The sequence below is a fragment of the Aminobacterium sp. UBA4987 genome (assembly GCF_002396985.1).
Taxonomy (GTDB): Bacteria; Synergistota; Synergistia; order Synergistales; family Aminobacteriaceae; genus Aminobacterium; species Aminobacterium colombiense.
In genome coordinates, this window is sequence record NZ_DGZF01000009.1 from 535,601 (window position 1) to 553,808 (window position 18,208).

The 18,208-nt window shown below is 46.8% G+C and carries 18 protein-coding genes and 1 other RNA gene; 16 read left to right on the forward strand and 3 right to left on the reverse strand.

Translation table 11 applies throughout. The features are described 5' to 3' along the window. Positions 1–33: 33 nt before the first annotated feature. Both B2U56_RS06805 and ffs read left to right on the forward strand, forming a co-directional pair. Entirely contained in the window at positions 34–486 is a 453-nt protein-coding gene (locus tag B2U56_RS06805; RefSeq protein WP_286952924.1) for a YbhB/YbcL family Raf kinase inhibitor-like protein, read from the forward strand. Positions 487–561: 75 nt separating this feature from the next. Next, an RNA gene (gene ffs / locus B2U56_RS06810) (signal recognition particle sRNA small type) lies at positions 562–660 on the forward strand. 26 nt (positions 661–686) lie between these two features. On the opposite strand, the gene B2U56_RS06815 is transcribed toward ffs, so the two are convergent. Then, positions 687–1,025: a metal-sensitive transcriptional regulator gene (locus B2U56_RS06815; protein WP_213700041.1), complete on the reverse strand. Its 339-nt coding sequence runs from the start codon at positions 1,023–1,025 to the stop codon at positions 687–689. 232 nt (positions 1,026–1,257) lie between these two features. On the opposite strand from B2U56_RS06815, the gene rpsB reads away from it, so the two are divergent. The 4 genes from rpsB to frr all read left to right on the forward strand — a co-directional run bounded on the left by rpsB (position 1,258) and on the right by frr (position 4,032). Continuing rightward, positions 1,258–2,058, forward strand: coding sequence for a 30S ribosomal protein S2 (gene rpsB, locus B2U56_RS06820; RefSeq protein ID WP_286952926.1), 801 nt, complete (start codon positions 1,258–1,260; stop codon positions 2,056–2,058). 21 nt (positions 2,059–2,079) lie between these two features. Beyond that, a complete protein-coding gene (gene tsf, locus B2U56_RS06825) occupies positions 2,080–2,676 on the forward strand; it encodes a translation elongation factor Ts (protein ID WP_286952928.1) in 597 nt (198 codons plus the stop codon). 71 nt (positions 2,677–2,747) lie between these two features. Next, entirely contained in the window at positions 2,748–3,479 is a 732-nt protein-coding gene (pyrH, locus tag B2U56_RS06830) for a UMP kinase (RefSeq protein ID WP_013048573.1), read from the forward strand. After that, on the forward strand, positions 3,472–4,032 hold the full coding sequence (gene frr, locus B2U56_RS06835; protein ID WP_013048572.1) for a ribosome recycling factor: 561 nt from the start codon (positions 3,472–3,474) through the stop codon (positions 4,030–4,032). The genes pyrH and frr overlap by 8 nt, the downstream gene beginning before the upstream one ends. Positions 4,033–4,148: 116 nt before the next feature. Here the strand turns inward: frr and B2U56_RS06840 are convergent, their stop codons facing one another. Next, positions 4,149–5,450, reverse strand: a complete 1,302-nt coding sequence (locus B2U56_RS06840) for an NCS2 family permease (RefSeq protein ID WP_286952931.1) — start codon at positions 5,448–5,450, stop codon at positions 4,149–4,151. Between the two features lie 234 nt (positions 5,451–5,684). Between B2U56_RS06840 and B2U56_RS06845 the strand changes: the two genes are divergently transcribed. After that, positions 5,685–6,659 carry a 2-hydroxyacid dehydrogenase gene (locus B2U56_RS06845; protein WP_286952933.1) on the forward strand — a complete coding sequence of 325 codons (975 nt, stop codon included), beginning with the start codon at positions 5,685–5,687 and terminating at the stop codon, positions 6,657–6,659. 83 nt (positions 6,660–6,742) lie between these two features. Here B2U56_RS06845 and B2U56_RS06850 read toward each other — a convergent pair whose 3' ends face one another. Then, positions 6,743–7,933 carry a pyridoxal phosphate-dependent aminotransferase gene (locus tag B2U56_RS06850; protein WP_286952935.1) on the reverse strand — a complete coding sequence of 397 codons (1,191 nt, stop codon included), beginning with the start codon at positions 7,931–7,933 and terminating at the stop codon, positions 6,743–6,745. Positions 7,934–8,082: 149 nt separating this feature from the next. Here B2U56_RS06850 and hpf point away from each other — a divergent pair, with 149 nt between their 5' ends. The 9 genes from hpf (at position 8,083) to B2U56_RS06895 (ending at position 18,179) form a co-directional block, all read left to right on the forward strand. Next, complete coding sequence (gene hpf / locus B2U56_RS06855) at positions 8,083–8,622, forward strand: ribosome hibernation-promoting factor, HPF/YfiA family (protein ID WP_013048568.1); 540 nt, start codon at positions 8,083–8,085, stop codon at positions 8,620–8,622. Positions 8,623–8,704: 82 nt separating this feature from the next. Further along, the gene (gene hypA / locus B2U56_RS06860) at positions 8,705–9,067 is read left to right on the forward strand and encodes a hydrogenase maturation nickel metallochaperone HypA (RefSeq protein ID WP_013048567.1); all 363 of its coding nucleotides are present in this window, start codon (positions 8,705–8,707) and stop codon (positions 9,065–9,067) included. Beyond that, positions 9,051–9,710: a hydrogenase nickel incorporation protein HypB gene (hypB, locus tag B2U56_RS06865; protein ID WP_013048566.1), complete on the forward strand. Its 660-nt coding sequence runs from the start codon at positions 9,051–9,053 to the stop codon at positions 9,708–9,710. The genes hypA and hypB overlap by 17 nt, the downstream gene beginning before the upstream one ends. Further along, positions 9,707–11,689, forward strand: a complete 1,983-nt coding sequence (locus B2U56_RS06870) for an ATP-dependent helicase (RefSeq protein ID WP_286952939.1) — start codon at positions 9,707–9,709, stop codon at positions 11,687–11,689. The genes hypB and B2U56_RS06870 overlap by 4 nt, the downstream gene beginning before the upstream one ends. Further along, positions 11,649–12,530, forward strand: a complete 882-nt coding sequence (gene coaE, locus B2U56_RS06875) for a dephospho-CoA kinase (RefSeq protein WP_286952940.1) — start codon at positions 11,649–11,651, stop codon at positions 12,528–12,530. The genes B2U56_RS06870 and coaE overlap by 41 nt, the downstream gene beginning before the upstream one ends. Continuing rightward, positions 12,527–15,160, forward strand: coding sequence for a CBS domain-containing protein (locus tag B2U56_RS06880; protein ID WP_286952942.1), 2,634 nt, complete (start codon positions 12,527–12,529; stop codon positions 15,158–15,160). Before coaE ends, B2U56_RS06880 begins: the two co-directional genes overlap by 4 nt. A gap of 22 nt (positions 15,161–15,182) precedes the next feature. Continuing rightward, positions 15,183–15,788 carry a site-2 protease family protein gene (locus B2U56_RS06885; RefSeq protein WP_286952943.1) on the forward strand — a complete coding sequence of 202 codons (606 nt, stop codon included), beginning with the start codon at positions 15,183–15,185 and terminating at the stop codon, positions 15,786–15,788. A gap of 33 nt (positions 15,789–15,821) precedes the next feature. Beyond that, a complete protein-coding gene (gene surE, locus B2U56_RS06890; RefSeq protein WP_013048561.1) occupies positions 15,822–16,604 on the forward strand; it encodes a 5'/3'-nucleotidase SurE in 783 nt (260 codons plus the stop codon). 354 nt (positions 16,605–16,958) lie between these two features. Beyond that, positions 16,959–18,179, forward strand: coding sequence for an argininosuccinate synthase (locus B2U56_RS06895; protein ID WP_213700754.1), 1,221 nt, complete (start codon positions 16,959–16,961; stop codon positions 18,177–18,179). Positions 18,180–18,208 lie beyond the last annotated feature (29 nt).

The window sequence follows — 18,208 nt, forward strand, 5'->3', positions numbered from 1 at the left end:
ATTATATTTATAAAAGAAAGGGGGAAGGAAGAGGTGAAACTTACAAGTTCCAGTTTTAATCATGGAGAGATGATTCCCCGACATCACGGGCGAGGATTTGATAACAGCGCTCCCTCCCTGTGCTGGGAGGAAGTTCCAGTTGAAACTCGCACTTTCGCTCTTGTGTGCAGAGACCCCGATGCCCTTGCCGGTACATGGACACACTGGGTTGTTTATAATATTCCTGCTGAACGATGCTGCCTTCCGTCGGATCTGGGACGCGCTATCGAAACATCAGATGGCATACGACAGGGGCTGAATAGCTGGGGTGAGTCAGGGTATGATGGACCCCAACCGCCATCAGGTGTGCATCGTTATTATTTTACACTCTACGCCCTCGATGAGGAGCTTGATCTAAAGGGTGGAGCCCCATTGCATGTTCTTGAAGAGTCTATGGAAGGGCATGTGCTTGCCAAAACTGAGCTGATGGGGCGTTTTAGTAAGTAGGCAGACCTTTAGGGGCTGCAGGTTGCCAGCATTTCAAAAGGCTGTTACAATACCTTTCGGCGGTCTTCTCCGGGAGATTCAGCCCTGTGCGGCGAAACACCGTGAACCCTGTCAGGCCCGGGAGGGAGCAGCAGTAAGCGGAGCGTTTTGGGTGCCACAGGAAGCTGGATCTCCCGGAGAAGACCGCTTTTATACGCAGCTTATTCTTCTTTTTCCTGCTCCTGGTCTTCTGTAAATACCATGCCGGCAGGAGCTATGTCGATGAGAGCCTCGATGAGTTTTTCCAGGTTGCCAATGTCGGGATCCTTTGCTTCGTGGACGCATTGGTTAATGTAATTCTTCAATATCTCAATGCAAGCCTTCTGCATGGCCTTGCGTGCGGCAGAGAGCTGAAGAAGAACCTCATAGCAGGGTTTTTCTTCGATAATCATTCTCTGAATGCCACGTAATTGGCCTTCTATGCGGCGCAATCTGTTGAGCATTGCTTTTCCGGTAGGAGACATGTTGTCCAGCTTGTTGATAAGGGAATTTTTAGTCATGGATTATCCTCCTTGAAAACTATTGTTTAGTAACTTTACTCTCTAAACAATACAGGGTATACCCTTTTTCTGCAACAGTTGAAGGGCGTTCATAAAATGTGATATACTTTCCGTTGGCCCATATCACACACATAAACTGATGGAAGTGGGGGTGCCTTTGAGCTGCGAAGGTTCCACTTCCAAGGGATGTTTGTGGAGGGAATAAGAAACCAATTATGTAGGAGGGGTTATTATGTCAGTAGTAAGTATGAAGCAGCTTCTTGAGTGTGGCGTCCATTTCGGTCACCAGACGAGACGTTGGAATCCGAAGATGAAACCATACATCTTCACAGAGAGAAATGGCGTTTATATTATCGATTTGCAGAAAACTGTTCGGGGCCTTGAAAAAGCCTATGCTTTCGTTCGTGAGATAGCTCAGAATAATGGTTCTCTTCTCTTTGTCGGAACAAAACGACAGGCACAGGATACTATTCGTGAAGAGGCGGAGCGCAGCGGCCAGTACTTTATCAATCAGCGGTGGCTTGGCGGCCTTTTAACGAATTTCTCCACTATCCGCAAACGTGTAACCCGCATGGTAGAACTTCGTAAGATGGCGGCAGAAGATAATTGGAGCAATCTTCCTAAAAAAGAGGTTGCCCTTCTTAAAAAAGAGCTGGCTAAACTTGAGAAATATCTCAGTGGAATTGCCGGAATGAAAAATGTTCCCGATGCGCTGTTCCTCATTGACCCCCGGAGAGAGGAAATTGCCATTCTTGAAGCGAAGAAGTTGGGTATCCCCGTAATAGCTATTGTAGATACCAACTGTGATCCTGAAATGATAGATTACCCCATTCCCGGTAACGACGATGCGATTCGCGCAATTAAATTGATTTCTGGCCTTATGGCAGATGCCATGATCGAAGGCCGTCAGGGTGAAGATGCTGCTGTAAAGAAAGTCGTTGAAGAAGGGGAAGAAGTGACGGATGAAGACATTATTTCCGTGCGAGAGCGGCTCCACGAAGTTTATGACGATACTGAAGAAGTAGAAGAATAATTAAGGGAGGACGTATTGAGCATGGCAGCGATTAGTGCATCTGCAGTAAAAGAACTAAGAGAGCGTACCGGAGCAGGTATGATGGATTGTAAACACGCTTTGGCAGAAACAAAGGGTGATATGGAAAAGGCGATTGACTATCTTCGTGAGAAGGGGATAGCAAAGGCTGCAAAGAAGGCAAGCCGCAGCGCCAAGGATGGAAGGGTCTTCTGTTATATTCATACCAATGCCAAGATTGCCTCAATGGTGGAGTTGAACTGTGAAACTGACTTTGTGGCGAAAACAGATGAGTTCCAGGAGCTTGGCCACGAGCTTGCGATGCAGGTGGCGGCTTCCGCGCCGTTGTTTGTTTCTTCAGAAGAAGTGCCTGAAGATGTTGTAGAAAGAGAAAAAGAAATTTATCGGCAGCAGGCTCTTGTAGAAGGCAAGCCTGCGAATATTGTGGACAGAATTGCTGAAGGAAAAGTGCAGAAGTATTTTGAAACATCATGCCTTCTTGATCAGGCCTATATTCGCGATGGCGATAAAAAAATAAACGATCTTATAATCGAACATATTGCTAAACTGGGTGAGAACATTAAAGTAGGACGAATCGCCCGTTTCGCGATCGGCGAGTAATAATTACAGGGGCGAGGCCAAAAGAGACCTCGCCTTTTTTTTGCCTTAATATTCTGTTGGAGGGGTATGCCATGGTAAAAAGGGTGTTGCTAAAACTCTCTGGAGAAGTATTGGCCGGCTCGAAAAGTTTCGGTCTTGATTTAGAAGCAATACATTCGATTTGTGAAGAAATTGCAGAAGTAGCACGTACGGGAGTAGAGATTGCCATGGTTGTTGGCGGCGGTAATATGCTTCGTGGCAGAGATGTTCAAACCATGGGCATAGAGAGAGCTCAGGCTGATTCTATGGGAATGCTGGCTACGGTCATAAACGCTCTGGCATTGCAGGATGTACTTGAAAAGCTGGGGGTGCCCACCCGGGTACAGACAGCCATTGAGATGAGGCAGCTAGCGGAGCCTTACATAAGAAGAAAGGCCATTCGGCACCTTGAAAAGGGACGGATTGTTATTTTTGCGGGGGGGACCGGGTCTCCTTATTTCTCCACAGATACGGCTGCTGCCCTACGGGCGGCGGAGGTTGACGCAGATTGTTTGTTGAAAGCGACGAAAGTAGATGGTATATATAGTGCGGATCCGGAAAAAAACCCCGATGCTGTGCTTTTGCATAAAATTACCTACATGGAAGCTCTAAAGCAGCAGCTCGAAATAATGGATGCGGCGGCTTTTTCCCTGTGTATGGAAAACCGTATTCCAATAGTGGTTCTTAATGTCCTTAAAAAAGGCAATTTACATAATTTTCTGGTTGATGGGAAAAAGATTGGAACAATAGTTTCGACAGGGGAGGAGGAAGTATACAGTGCCTAAAGAAGCTATAAAAACCATGAGTGAGAAAATGGAGAAGGTCATCGAGCATCTCAAAGAGGAATTTATCAGTATCAGAACAGGTAGAGCACACCCAGGTCTGGTAAACGACATCAGGGTTGACTACTATGGAAGCCAGACTCCCATTAAGCAGTTGGCGACAGTTTCCGTTCCTGAAGCGCGGCAAATTCTGATTGCTCCTTTTGATAGGTCTATTCTTAAAGGGATTGAAAAGGCCATTCAGGCATCTTCTCTTGGCATTAATCCCCAGAACGATGGAGAGAACATTCGTCTTACCCTTCCCGAACTAACAAAGGAACGGCGTATTGAGCTCTCTAAGGTTGTATCAAAATACGCTGAAGAGGCCAGGATCGCTGTTCGTAACATTCGAAGGGAAGTAAACGACACACTGAAAAAGATGGAGAAAGATTCTGTTATCAGCGAGGACGAACAGAGGAAATATACAAAAGATGTTCAGGATATAACAGACGACTTCATCAAAAAGATTGACGAAGTGCTTAAAGTGAAAGAAAAAGAAATTATTGAGGGAGACTAGCCTCGATTCACTGTTTTTATTTCAAGGGCCCCCGTCGAGATACTGGATCGATCGACGGGGGCCCTTGTTATCCCTTTCAGTTTTGAAACCGCAACAGCTAGTTGATAGCCAGTCTGTTAAAAGAATATCTCCTTGAGGATAAATACCACAAAGAGGAAGACCATCATGGGACTGATTTGATATTTGCGCCCGGTGAAAAACTTTACTATGACAAAACTGATTACTCCGAATTCGATTCCTGCCGCAATACTGTAGCTGAATGGCATAGTAAAAATAGCGATACAGGCTGGAACGAGGTCTGTCCACTCGGTAAAATCAAATTGTTTTAAGCTCATCATCATAAAGATGCCAACCATAACAAGGGCAGGGCCCGTAGCACAGGCGGGAACAATGGCAACTAATGGGCTGAAGAAGAGAGCTAAAATAAAAAGGACTGCCGTTACAAGAGCGGTGAGACCTGTCCGGCCTCCTTGTTCTACGCCGCTGGCGCTTTCTACATATGATGTAACTGTTGATGTTCCCAGAATGGCGCCGGCTGCGGTTCCAATAGCGTCGGCAAGAAGAGCTTCTTTTGCTCTGGGAAGGTTACCCTCGGCATCGAGCATTCCTGCTCTGTGGGTTACGCCTACAAGGGTTCCAACTGTGTCAAAGAAATCTACAAAGAAAAAGGTAAAGACAACTATCCAGAAGTTGGGGTTCAGAATAGAAGAAAAGTCAAGTTTTGCGAATATGGGGGCAATAGATGGCGGCACGGAAATAAGGCCGCCAGGCATGTTTGTAACACCCAGTGGGATACTTGCCGCAGTAATGATGAGTATGCCCCAGAGGATTGCTCCTCTGATTCGCCGCGCTTCCATGGTGACCATTATGAAGAAGCCAAGGATGGCTAAGAGGGCAGTGGGGGTTTTCAAATTGCCCATGCCCACCAGAACAGCATCGTTGTTAACAATAATGCCAGCGCTTTGAAGGCCGATAAATGTAATAAACAAGCCGATACCTGTAGAGATGCCTATCTTTAGGGATGTTGGGATGGCGTTGACCACTTCTTCGCGAAGACGTGTTAATGTAAGGAGTATGAAAATGACGCCTTCAGTGAATATGGCGGCCAAGGCGGTTTGCCAGCTGATCCCCATTCCAAGGACTACTCCGAAGGCAAAGAAGGCATTAAGCCCCATGCCTACTGAAAGAGCAATAGGGTAGTTGGCTAGGAATGCCATGAGAAGAGTGGCAAAAGCGCTTGCGAGGCATGTGGCGGTCATTACGGGACCGAAAGGCATTCCTGCACTTTCCATAATACTTGGATTGACGAAAATAATATACGCCATTGTCATAAAGGTCGTTATCCCCGCCAAAATTTCAGTACGTACGTCACTTCCTGCTTCCCGCACTTTAAAACGTTTTTCAAGCCATGAAGCCATGGTTTTACAACCTCCTGTTTCATTGTTTTAATATGATAAGAACAGTGGGAAGTATAATCCATACTTTTATAAAATTCAATGAGCTAAAGTACATTTGTGTCATCAAACAGGATAACATCATCCCCAAAGGGGATAAAGAAATGTCTGACCAGTCAGCAGATATGGGCAAAGGTGAAAATGTGAAATGTTTTACCTGCTAGAATATTACCATAACCTTTAGCGAATAATTAGGAGGTGGATTTATTGGCTTTGCCTAAAGTATATGTCACCCAAAGGATTTTAAAAGAGGGAATGGACCTTCTCAATGGACATGTGGATTATAAAATGTGGAGAGGGGAGGGAGCCCCAGATCGCGCAACTCTGTTACGGGAGGTTCAGGACGTGGAAGGGCTTCTTTCAATGCCGGCAAACGCAATTGACGACGAGCTTTTTTCCCATGCTCCAAAACTGAAAGTTGTGAGTCAGCACGCGGTAGGATTTGATAATATCGATATTAAAGCGGCAAAGTGTCATGGGGTCATTATCTGCAATACCCCTGATGTTTTAACTGACGCCACTGCTGATCTGGCTTTCACTTTGTTGTTGGCAGCAGCGCGCCGCATCGTGGAGTGCAGCGAGTATTTGAGGAGAGGCCAGTGGACTACCTGGTATCCGGATATGTGGCTTGGAATGGATACAGCTGGCAAGAAACTTGGCATTGTGGGCTTTGGACAAATTGGGCAAGCAGTGGCCAGGCGGGCAAAGGGTTTTGGCATGTCCATCTGTTACTATAATCCATCTGCGAAGCCAGCGGCGGAAAAAGAGTTGGGAGCCCAGAGGGTTTCACTTGATGAATTGCTTCAAACGTCTGATTATGTGACCCTTCACTGCCCTTTGAAGGATGAAACGCGCAGCCTCATTGGAGAGCGAGAGCTGCAAATGATGAAGCCTACAGCGATTCTGGTGAATACTTCCCGCGGCCTGGTGGTGGATCAAAAGGCCTTGTGTAAGGCTTTGTCAGAAAAATGGATATGGGCTGCAGGCCTCGATGTTTTTGCAAAGGAGCCGGTACCTTTGGATGAGCCCCTCCTTACCCTTCCGAACGTGACAGTTATGCCCCATATGGGAAGTGCCACGTACGATTCCAGGGGGGGCATGAGCCGCCTTGCCGCGCAAAACTTGATTGATGCTCTGGAAGGACGGCAACCGCTTTATGTGGTAAACCCATAATAATTAAAGGGCAGGGACCCTCTTTTTTGAGAAAGCTCCTGCCCCATCTTTTTTCACGCTATTTGCGAACCTATGGTTTCAGTTTATTTAATTTCCTCAAGAAATTCTTTGAGGCGCCCCATTCCCTCCGTAATTTCTTCTGTTGAGTTCGAATAGGAGATGCGCATATATCCAGGCACCATAAAGGCTGTTCCTGGTACGCCCGCTACATACTTGCTGTCGAGAAGGGCTGAGCAGAAAGAGCTATCATCTGTGATAAGTGTATTCCCGTGTTTTTTGCCAAAGGTCTTCTCTATATTGATCCATACATAGAAGGCGCCCTGAGGTTCCTGAAACTTGATGAGCGGCATATCTTTAAGAAGACTGACAGCAAGGTCTTTCCGTTTGCTGAATTGATTGTGCATGGCGATTACATCATTGTTTGCCTCTCGAAGGGCTCCCACCGCCGCCCATTGGGCCACAGAACAGGCATTGGATGTAAGGTGCCCCTGAAAAGAGCCCATAGTGGCTATTATCTCTGTGGGGCCGAGAGCATAGCCTATGCGCCAGCCAGTCATGGCGAAGGCCTTGCTTACGCCGTTTACGATGATGGTCAAATCTTTGGCTTCTGGGCAAAGATTGAGGATCTGGTGGTGTCTGGCATGGCCATAGACAAGGCGTTCATATATTTCGTCATAGATGATGACAATGTTTTTTTCCACGGCAAGTTCCGCGAGTCCTTTAAGGGTTTTCTCGTCGTAGATAGCGCCGGTAGGGTTGTTTGGCGTATTGAGCATCATGCATCGTGTTCGCGGAGTGATGGCTTGGCGTACTACGTCGAGGTTGGGAACATACCCGGTGCTTGATGTGTCTATGAGCACTTCTTTTCCTTCAAAAAGGCGAATCTGTTCCACATAGCTCACCCATGCCGGAGTAAAAACTAGAACTTCATCGCCTGGATCTACAATGCAGCCTAGGGCTTCATAGAGAAGAGGCTTGGCGCCTGCCCCTACAAGAACCTGATTGCTTTCGTATGTAAGTCCAAAGTGATTCTTGTAGTATGAACATACAGCTTCCTTAAGTTCAGGAATGCCTGCTGCGGGGGTGTAGTGGGTTTGCTCTCTTTCCATTGCCTCTTCTGCATATCGCAGAGCCGAAGAAGGAGAAGGAAAATCCGGTTCACCGGCACCAAAGGAAATTATAGGTTTTCCCTCCCGTTTGAGTGCTTTAGCCTTTGCTGTGACAACAAGGGTCGCGGAGGGTTCCATTCTCTTTGCCCGTTGGGAAATATGCATAGAATATCAACTCCTGATTTTTATAGTAAGTCACTGTATAGGATATTATACTGGTCTCTGCTTCTTAAGTCAGCCAGTGCTTGTTTATTGCTCATATCATGGGGCAATGTTAGAATAAACAGGAATAGAGCAAGATTGGAGGGATGTATATGGACGTACGCTTTGTAGCACGAAATGCTGTAATTGACGACGAGCTCAGAAGTTACATGAGGGAGAAGGTTTCGAAATTAGGCAAGTTTTTTAACCGGATCCTTGATAACCAAGTGCTTGTGAGTTTCGGTCGCGGGATGCACAACGTTGAAATTACCTCCAACGCGAATGGTGTGATTATGCGAAGCGAGGAGAGTGCTCCTGATATGCGAAAAGCCTTTGACAAGGCTTTGAAGAATATTGAGCGTCAGATCAAACGGCATAACGATTATCTCAAAGACAGGGCCCTGTTGCGGACCCGTGATATATCCTTTAATCTCGAGGGCTTTGTGGAAACTGAGCCGTTGCTCCCAGCGGAAGAAGAGATAGTGAAGACCAAACGGTTTCCTCTTCGTCCTATGACGGCCAAAGAGGCGACAATGCAGATGGAGCTTCTGGGCCATGAGTTCTTTCTTTTCAAAAACGTAGAGACTGGTTTAGTTAATGTGGTGTATAAAAGGAAAAACGGTGGTTTTGGGCTCATTGAGCCTTTAGAGTAACACTGAAAGGTTTTCTGTGAAGGTACAGAAGGCCCCCCTTTGGGGGCCTTTTTTTCTGTAGGGGTTGTTAGGGGGAGTACCAATGCATGAAATGTCTCTTGTGGAGTCTGTGATTGAATCTCTTCTTGAGTTGAAAGGCCAGCACGGCTGGAAACGGATAGAGAAAGTAACCCTTCATGTCGGAGCCATGCGTCAGGTCATTCCTGATGTTATGATGTTTGCCTATGAGGTGGCAACAGAAGGGACTCCCCTTGAAGGTTCTCGTATGGAAATTAAGCAAATACCCATGGGCTTTCAATGCAAGGGTTGCCTTAAAGAATGGGGAGAGGATCAAATGGATTTTATTTGCCCTTTCTGTGGAAGTTACGAAGTAAATGTTCTATCTGGTATGGAACTGGATATAGAGTCTGTGGAGGTGGAAGAGGACCATGGCGAAAGTATATAAAATAAGGCAGTCTGTTATGGCCGCCGATGAAGAATTTGCCCGCCGGATGAGGGATGAAAGCCATCACCGTGGCATTCTTGTGATCAATATTATTGGTTCCCCCGGAGCTGGAAAGACCACCCTTCTCGAAGCTACAAAAAAGGCGGCCTCCTTCAGGTTTGCCGTTATCGAAGGAGATATTGCCACATCGCGAGATGCCGAGCGGTTGTCTAAACTGGGAGTTCCTGCTATTCAGATAAATACCCATGGGGGCTGTCATCTCGAAGCGAATCTTGTGAGTAAGGCTTTTAAAGAGCTTCCTCTTGAAGATCTTGATGTTATTTTTATAGAGAATGTAGGGAATTTAGTGTGCCCCGCGGAATTTGATATCGGCGAAGATATGAAGGTCGCGGTGAGCAGCGTTCCAGAAGGTGCTGATAAACCCCTCAAATACCCCCACCTTTTTTCTGAGGCAAAGGCAGTGCTGCTGACAAAAATGGATCTGGCCCCCTACGTCCCCTTCGATATGGATCTCTACAAAAATGATTTGCAGCATCTGAACCCGCGTGTGGAATGTATCGAAATAGAAGCTTTGAACGGAAAAGGGATTGACCGATGGGTGTCACTAGTTGAAACATGGTTGAAGGAGAAACGTTCTGTATGAGTGTAGCTGATTCTATTTTAGATAAACTGAACCCAAGGCAGCAAGAGGCAGTGCGTTATTGTGATGGGCCACTCCTTGTACTGGCAGGCGCGGGGAGTGGTAAAACCCGTGTCTTAGCCCATAAAATAGCTTATCTCATCGAGAAGGGGTACGCTTCACCCAAGGGCATTTTAGCTGTGACCTTTACAAATAAAGCAGCCAGGGAAATGGGGGAGAGAGTGCAGGCCTTGGTCGGAGCCAAGGCTTCGGCAATGCAGGTAAGCACCTTCCATTCTTTTGGTCTCCACTTTCTTTTTCGCAATAGCGACCAGCTGGAATTTCTCGGTCTCAGAAAAGGCTTTGCCATCTTTGACCGGAACGATAGCCGTTCTCTTGTAAAGAAAATTATGGAGGATCTAAAGCTTGATCCAAAACAGATAGATCCGACCAACGTCCTTGACCATATTTCAAAGGCTAAAACAGAAGGAAACCATAAAACCCTTGAGCCTGTAGGTCTTGAAGGAATAGAACATGAGGTCTATAGAAAATATCATGACGAACTTCGCAGGCAGAATGCTGTAGATTTTGACGACCTTCTTATTTTGCCTCTTCACCTTCTTATGGTTGACGAAAAACTTCGTGAGCAAGAGCAATCCCGTCTGGACTGGATTCTTGTTGATGAATATCAGGACGTTAACAAACCCCAGTATTTCTTGCTTCGCAGACTTATTGGGACAAAAGGAAATATTATGGTAGTAGGCGACCCTGATCAGTCTATTTATGGTTGGCGGGGAGCCGATATGACCATGATTCTTAATTTTGAGAAAGATTTCCCGGCGGCCAAGGTGGTAGTTCTTGATCAGAACTATCGGTCTACAGGAAATATATTAAAAGCGGCCAATGCAGTTATTATCAGCAACGAACGCAGAAGGAAAAAGAACCTCTGGACAGCAAGGGATATGGGAGAAAAAATTTATGTCCTCCTCGCCCCTAACGAATACCAGGAGGCCGATTTTATTTTATCTGAGATGCATAGACTTCATAATTTCTGCGGGTACAGGTATGGGGACATGGCGGTATTGTATCGGATAAATGCCATGAGCCGCATATACGAACAAAAATGCATAGAAAAAGGGGTTCCATATCGAGTTGTGCGAGGCACCGCTTTCTATGATCGTAAAGAGATTAAAGATGTGCTTTCATTTATGCGTTTGGCTGTGAATCCTCTCGATGGCGCCTCATTAGGAAGAATAGCAAACGTTCCGACCCGTGGGATTGGTAAGAAAAGCCAGGAAAAGCTTATGGAGGGCCTTGGGGCCATTCCTGAAATGGAAGCTGAACAGCTATGGAGCGCTGTGGCCGATGGGAAAGATCTGGGGTTGACGGGAAAAGCCAAGATTGGTGCGATGGAATTAGGCCGTCATATGTTTAATATTATAAAAAGATCAGGTAGTTTTCATGATGTTCTTCTTTATATTCTTGATAGTATAGAATATGAGGATCAGTTGAAAAAAGACGACCCCGAAGGATGGGAAGAGCGGGTAGAAAATATACGTGAGTTAGGCTCTTTGATCACTAGTGGTGGGGATCTCGCGGAGGTTCTGGCTGAAGTAGCCCTTTTTACAGACCTTGAAACTACAGATATGGATGATCTTGAAGCTGTGAACTTCCTTACCCTCCACGCAGCCAAAGGACTCGAGTTCCCAGTAGTATTTCTTGTGGGGCTCGAAGAAGCGATCTTCCCTCATTTTAAATGTCTTGAGGTTCAGGAAAGTCTCGAAGAAGAACGGCGTCTGTGCTATGTTGGTATGACTCGGGCTGAAGAGAAACTTTATATGTCTGGCGCCCGGAGTCGACGCCTTTTTGGCACAGTGTTCCGTAATGGGCTTTCCCGGTTCTTATGGGAGATTCCAGACGGAAATAAAAATGTTGATGATCGAGGCGAGGAGGAGAGGACCAATGCTGGTTTTGGGAGTGACAGGAGACGTTGGGGCTGGTAAGTCAACTGTAAGCCAAATCTGGAAAAGCCTCGGCGCTACTATTATCGATGCCGATGCATTAGCCCATGAGGCGTGGAAAGACACCACAGTGCTTCGCAGGGCAAGTGAGCGTTGGGGAACCCAGGTCCTTCTTGGAAATGGCCATATAAATCCATCGGTGGTGGCCTCCATTGTTTTCTCCGATATGACGGAGTATGAATGGGTTTGTGACATGATCCATCCATTTGTCCGTATCGAAATGGAACGGAAAGTTGCCTCTCTACAAGGATGGGTTATAGCGGAGATTCCCCTTCTTTTTGAAAACAGGATTCCCTGGTGGGTCGATCTCTCTGTTTACGTAACAGCCCCTCTTGATCTTCGCCTAGCAAGAAACGAAGTGCGGGGATGGAACAAAGAAGAAATAGAACGTCGCGAACGTTTTCTCCGTAACGCTGAAGAAAAGCGCGCTGAAGCCGATCTGGTTATACGCAATGATAGCTCAATTGACACTCTTGAACAGAGTCTGAGCCGATATGCGGCCTTATTTAAGAAAATGGCCGCTCTTTGCGAAATAAGAGGCTATTCTTCCGATGAACTTGTTATACAGAAGGCCGCCATACGATTAGGAGCCTCTGGTCAGGTCACAAGAATTGAAATAGTGCCCTTGACAAACGCTCTGGTTCGAGGCGGTTCCCTTTCTATGAACAAAAGATATATGATGAGGGCCTATTCATGTGAGTTTTATTGGCCCTTTGTTGAAAGGACATTGACAGAAGAGGGGCTTGAAGAAACTGAGCTTATTTCGATTCGCCGCCTTTCTCGCTCTCTTCGGAACGAGCTAGTGGAGGAGATCATTGGGTGAAAGTAATAACGAGTCATATGGGAAATGATTTTGATTCCATCGCAAGTATGGTAGCGGCGTCTAAATTATACCCCGACGCTGTCCTTTCCCTGTCTGGTTCCACGAGCCGGACGGTGCGGGATTTCTTGAGGAAATTTCCGCAGCGCTGGCCAATTGTGACTCCTCGCAAAGTGCGTAAGGATGAAGTTACTCAGCTGATTATCGTCGATACTCGGTCTCGATCCCGGATTGGTCCCTATGTTACATTGCTTGGGCGCAAAGATGTTTCGGTTCATGTGTACGATCACCACCCTCCCTCTTTCGACGATATTGATGGAGAACTTATGGTCATAGACCCCGTTGGGGCCACTACCACCTTACTTGTAGAGATTCTTCTTGAACGGCAGATACCAATTACACCCCATGAAGCGACCCTTTTTGCCATGGGAATTTACGAAGACACAGGAGGCTTAACCTTTGGCGGCACGACGGAGAGGGACTTTTATGCCATCTCCAGACTCAAAGAGTTAGGAGCCGATCTGACAATCATCCCTTCCCATATAGAGATGAGCTTCTCTGCCCCTGAGCGGCGAATTCTTGATCTCCTTATCGAGAACGCCTGGGTTCGTTATATAAACGGCGCTCGGGTAGTTCTTTCATACACATCTTCCCCGGTATACGTGGACGGCCTTTCTCTCTTCGTTCATCGACTTAGAGATTATTTTGCCGCAGAGATAGCCATTGCGGCTGTCCGCATGGAGAAGAGAACCTATGTAGTGGCGCGAAGCCACGAGAGCATTCTGGATGTATCGAAGTTTCTCGCCCATCTCGGTGGTGGGGGACATCCCCAGGCCGCCTCTGTGACTTTGCATAATGTGCGTCCTCTATCTATACTGGAAAGTCTTGAAAAAAAGCTGGAGGAATCCATTCAGCCCCGTATCAAAGTGGAAGATATAATGACTAGCCCAGTTATGGCTGTGGAGCCGGATTCTTCGGTGAATGATGCCTACAGGACCATGATAAGGTATGGTCACTCCGCCCTCCCAGTTGTTTATGGAGAAAAGGTCAAGGGCATCATTACCAGGAAAGACCTTGACAAGGCCCAGCTTCACGGTTTTGGCCTGGCTCTCGTGAGGGAATTTATGACGGAGGGCGTTATTTCAGTATCAAAAGAAGCTTCCATAGCAGAGGCCCATCGGATTCTTGTTTTTCACAATATAGGCCGTCTTCCTGTGCTTGACGGCCATGTTTTGGTCGGGATAGTGACCCGTACAGATCTCATCCGGGCTCTCTATCCAGAATCCCTCCCCCCTGAAGAAAGAAAGATAGCTCCAGAGATGCCGTGGACAGATAACCTGGAACATCTTTTAAAAGAAACTCTTACTCCGCGCCAGTATGAAATTCTTATTTATCTGGGAAAGGAAGCTCAGTCTCTCGGCATGAAAGCCTATATCGTTGGAGGTATTGTGAGGGATATTATGCTTGGCAGAGAGAGCCTTGACCTTGATGTGGTTGTAGAAGGAAACGCAGTGGATTTCTTGAAAAGCATAAATCAGGAAGGGTGTCACATATCGTTGCACGAGCGTTATAAGACAGGTTCCCTCATTTTTTCTGATGGCATGAAAGTTGATGTGGCCACAGCCCGTCGCGAGTTCTACGAGTACCCATTGGCCCAGCCCAGGGTATCCAGCGATTCCCTAAAACATGATTTGTATCGTAGAGACTTTACCATTAACGCTATGGCTGTTTCCATAACCCCTGATTCCTGGGGAACTCTTATCGATTACTTCGGCGGACGAAGGGACTTGAATAAAAAAACACTGAAAGTACTCCATAACCTGAGTTTTGTTGAAGATCCCACAAGGGTCATCCGGGGCATACGTCTTGAGCAGCGTCTTAATTTTCACTTGGAAGATAATACTCTTCGCCTTTTGCATAGTTGTTTAAAAGGCGGTCTTCTGGCCCGGCTTTCAGGTTATCGTCTTCGCAGCGAACTTGAATTGACCATGCAGGAAAAGGCTCCTTTCCCTGCGTTAAAGCGGATGGCCGAACTCGGTGTATGGGATATTCTCTTTCCCGGATTACGTATTGGAAAGACAGCTGTGCGGACTATTCGCCGTCTTTCTGCTTTTCTTGCCCGTATATCAAGAGATTTTCCTGACTTCAGAGGATATGAATGGCTGGCGTTTCTCGCTGCCCTAGCCATAGAATCTCATGAAACAGTTCAGTTTGCTATTCTTGACCGTTTGAGTCTGGCACCAAGAGAACGGGATATCATGGTACAATCCCTTGACGGCCTTCGTGCGGCAGAGCAGGATCTGGGAGGTCGAACCCTTGTAAAGAACTCTGAAATTTATGGTTATCTCCGTGAGATATCGCCTGTAACGGCCTTGTTTTGGAGCGCTGCTACGGAACGCTGGCGGGTGAGGCGTCGGATTCTTTCTTACTTGACTCGCCTTTATAGAACTAAGAGCCATCTGACAGGTCGCGATCTGATAGAGATGGGGTACAGGGGGGGGCCTCAGATCGGAGAGATTTTATCTCAGCTGAGAGATCGCTGTTTAAACGAAGAACTGACTACCCTCGAAGAGGAAGTAGCCTGGATAAAAAACAACTTCCCCTTAGAGTTGCAACAAACAAAGCGCCATTGAATATATAAGGAGTGTGAGAGCTATGTTCCATTTTCCATCCCTTCCTGAATTATTATTAAGCCTCCCTGCCGTATTATGGGCCATAACATTCCATGAATTTTGCCATGGCTATATGGCCTATCTTTTAGGAGACCCTACGGCTGAAAGAGCAGGCCGTTTATCCCTCAACCCCCTGGCCCATCTCGACCCCGTAGGGGCGCTGATGCTTCTTGTTTTTCGTTTTGGATGGGCAAAACCGGTTCCCATAGATACGCGTTATTTTAAGAAGCCCAGGCGTGATCTTTTTCTTGTTTCCATTGCCGGTGTAACGGGGAATATTCTGACCGCTTTTGCAATAGGAGTGCTTATACGTCTTTTTCCGAGTTTCTTTTTGGGAAATTCCGCCCTCCGTCTCTTTATGTTCCTCATGGTGGCTATCAATGTGGGGCTGGCGGTGTTTAATCTGATCCCAATTCCTCCCCTCGACGGTTCGAAGATTCTGTATGTTCTTCTACCGCCGCAGTGGCTTGAAAAATATTTTTGGCTCGAACAGTACGGGTTTATTATTCTCATGGTTCTTCTTGCCCTAGGAGTTATTCAGGCCATTATGAACCCCATTGTCTTTTTGTTGATACGTTGGATTCTATAATCAGTGTAGAGTGAGAAGAGAGGATGAGAGATAGTGAAATTACTTTTAACGAATGACGATGGAGTATTTGCACCAGGACTTATGACCATGGCAGCTCACCTCGCTGATAAGGGATATTCATGGGCCGTAGTGGCTCCAGATCGAGAAAGAAGCAGTGTGGGACACGCTATAACCTTGACCCGCCCCCTTCGTCTGTGGAGTGTGAGCCAGGGACTTTATCCCGAGGGACAGAATGTGAACGCTTGCGACGGCACTCCATCGGATTGCGTTGTTTTGGGAATAGAGGAAGTGCAGCCTGAAACAGATATGGTTATTTCGGGAATCAACAGCGGCCCTAATGTGGGAGATGACCTGACCTATTCCGGCACGGTTTCGGCAGCTATGGAAGGGGTTATTATGGGATGCCCGTCAATAGCGGTGTCATTGAATTGCAGCAGCCGTGATGATACCTGCCATTACAGAACAGCCGCCGTCGTAGTGGAAAAGATATTGAAAGTCATTGAGAAAGAACCGCTGGAAGAAGGAGTATTGCTCAATGTAAATGTTCCTAATCTCTCCTTAACCTTATTGAGAGGCGTCAAGGTTACCCGTAAAGGGGTGCGTCTTTACGAAGGGAAAGTTACGAAACTTCGAGATCCCCACGGACGGGCATATTATTGGGTTTCAGGCCGGCCGGAAGACCAGCTTGTGGAAGGCTGCGACGTCTGGGCTCTGGCCAATGGTTATGTCTCTATAACGCCAGTCCATATGGACATGACTCACTATCCGTCACTGGAGCGATACAGCGAGAACGGACTTCAAAAAATAAACTTTTAGTTACTTTAAAAAAAATAGTTGACAAAGGTTCATTGACGTGTATAATCTTCTGCTATAAATAATAAGCAGTTGCGACACGGCAATGAAAGGGAAGAGTAATCCCTCCACTATTCAACAGAGAGAAAAGGTCATCGGCTGAAAGCCTTTTCAGAATATGGGGGAAGAATAGAGCCCTTGAGCCGGCCTCGAAGAAAGACATTTTTGTCAAGTAGAGGCAAGAGAGCGGGCAAAGGGAAGGGAACATTACATCTTTTGCCAATAAGGGTGGCACCGCGGGTATCAGACCCGTCCCTGGTTGTACTGGGGACGGGTCTGTTTATTTTTTAGGGATGTTGGAAAGGGGAGTTCTTGAAAATGTTAGATAAGAAAAAGGTAGTTCTCGCGTATAGTGGGGGGCTTGACACATCGGTGGCCACTATGTGGCTCAAGGAACAGGGGTATGAGGTTATTACCATGACCGCCGACGTGGGTCAGCAGGTGGATCTTGAAGCTGCCAAACAGAAGGCACTTAAAAGCGGCGCTTCCAAGGCCTATGTTATGGATCTGAAACAGGAGTTCGTTAAAGAGTTTGTTTGGCCTGCCTTAAAGGCGAATGCCATGTATCAGGGAACCTACCCCTTGAATTCAGCTCTTTCCCGTCCGCTAATTGCCAAAGTTATGGCTATGGTGGCAAAAAAAGAGAGCGCGGGAGCCGTGGCCCATGGTTGTACCGGAAAAGGGCAGGATCAGGTGCGAATCGAAGTGTGCACCAATGCGCTAAACCCCGAACTTGACGTTTTGGCCCCTGTGCGAGACTGGCATTTTAGCCGAGAGGCAGAGATGGAGTATGCCCAGGCCCACGGCATCCCTGTGGTGGCTACTACAGCTTCTCCATACAGTATAGATGAGAACATCTGGGGCCGCTCTATAGAATGCGGCATTTTGGAGGATCCGTGGAACGAACCCCCTGCAGACGCATATACCCTGACAGTGGACCCATGGAATGCCCCAGACCACCAGGAGTTTGTGGAGATAACTTTTGAAAAGGGAATTCCGGTTGCTTTAAATGGCGAAGCAATGGATGGCCCTTCATTGATTCAGACGCTGAACGAGCAGGCTGGTAAACATGGAGTAGGAAGGATCGACATGGTGGAAGACCGGCTTGTAGGCTTTAAGAGCCGGGAAGTCTATGAGTGTCCTGCGGCCATGACTCTTATTGCCGCCCATAAGGCTCTTGAAACTCTGACCCTTGATAAAAAAGTTTTAGCTTCTAAAAAAGAGCTAGAGGTGAAGTATGCGGAACTGACCTATGAAGGATATTGGTACTCTCCTTTGAAAGAGGCAATTGATTCTTTTGTAGATACAACTCAGGAATATGTAAACGGTGTTGTTAAGGTCAGGTTCTATAAAGGTCAGGCAGTGGTACGGGGGATGAAATCGCCCAACTCCATATACCAGCAAAATCTGGCCACCTACTCAGAAGGCGACGCATTCGATCACGCAGCGGCTGTCGGGTTTATCAAGATATGGGGACTTCCTGTAAAAACATGGAAACAGGTTCACAAAGACAAAATGCCAGTTGAAATCTTTTGCTAATGGTGCCAGGTCTTGAATTTTTGCATACC

What these genes read in the sequence shown, in the direction of transcription:
- pyrH (WP_013048573.1), top strand. Translation starts at nt 2,748, where the DNA reads ATGGTAAAAAGGGTGTTGCTAAAACTCTCTGGAGAAGTATTGGCCGGC.
- hypB (WP_013048566.1), top strand. Translation starts at nt 9,051, where the DNA reads ATGGCGAAAGTATATAAAATAAGGCAGTCTGTTATGGCCGCCGATGAA.
- B2U56_RS06895 (WP_213700754.1), top strand. Translation starts at nt 16,959, where the DNA reads ATGTTAGATAAGAAAAAGGTAGTTCTCGCGTATAGTGGGGGGCTTGAC.
- B2U56_RS06885 (WP_286952943.1), top strand. Translation starts at nt 15,183, where the DNA reads ATGTTCCATTTTCCATCCCTTCCTGAATTATTATTAAGCCTCCCTGCC.
- B2U56_RS06840 (WP_286952931.1), bottom strand. Translation starts at nt 5,450, where the DNA reads ATGGCTTCATGGCTTGAAAAACGTTTTAAAGTGCGGGAAGCAGGAAGT.
- B2U56_RS06815 (WP_213700041.1), bottom strand. Translation starts at nt 1,025, where the DNA reads ATGACTAAAAATTCCCTTATCAACAAGCTGGACAACATGTCTCCTACC.
- tsf (WP_286952928.1), top strand. Translation starts at nt 2,080, where the DNA reads ATGGCAGCGATTAGTGCATCTGCAGTAAAAGAACTAAGAGAGCGTACC.
- hpf (WP_013048568.1), top strand. Translation starts at nt 8,083, where the DNA reads ATGGACGTACGCTTTGTAGCACGAAATGCTGTAATTGACGACGAGCTC.
- B2U56_RS06850 (WP_286952935.1), bottom strand. Translation starts at nt 7,933, where the DNA reads ATGCATATTTCCCAACGGGCAAAGAGAATGGAACCCTCCGCGACCCTT.
- coaE (WP_286952940.1), top strand. Translation starts at nt 11,649, where the DNA reads ATGCTGGTTTTGGGAGTGACAGGAGACGTTGGGGCTGGTAAGTCAACT.
- hypA (WP_013048567.1), top strand. Translation starts at nt 8,705, where the DNA reads ATGCATGAAATGTCTCTTGTGGAGTCTGTGATTGAATCTCTTCTTGAG.
- B2U56_RS06870 (WP_286952939.1), top strand. Translation starts at nt 9,707, where the DNA reads ATGAGTGTAGCTGATTCTATTTTAGATAAACTGAACCCAAGGCAGCAA.
- rpsB (WP_286952926.1), top strand. Translation starts at nt 1,258, where the DNA reads ATGTCAGTAGTAAGTATGAAGCAGCTTCTTGAGTGTGGCGTCCATTTC.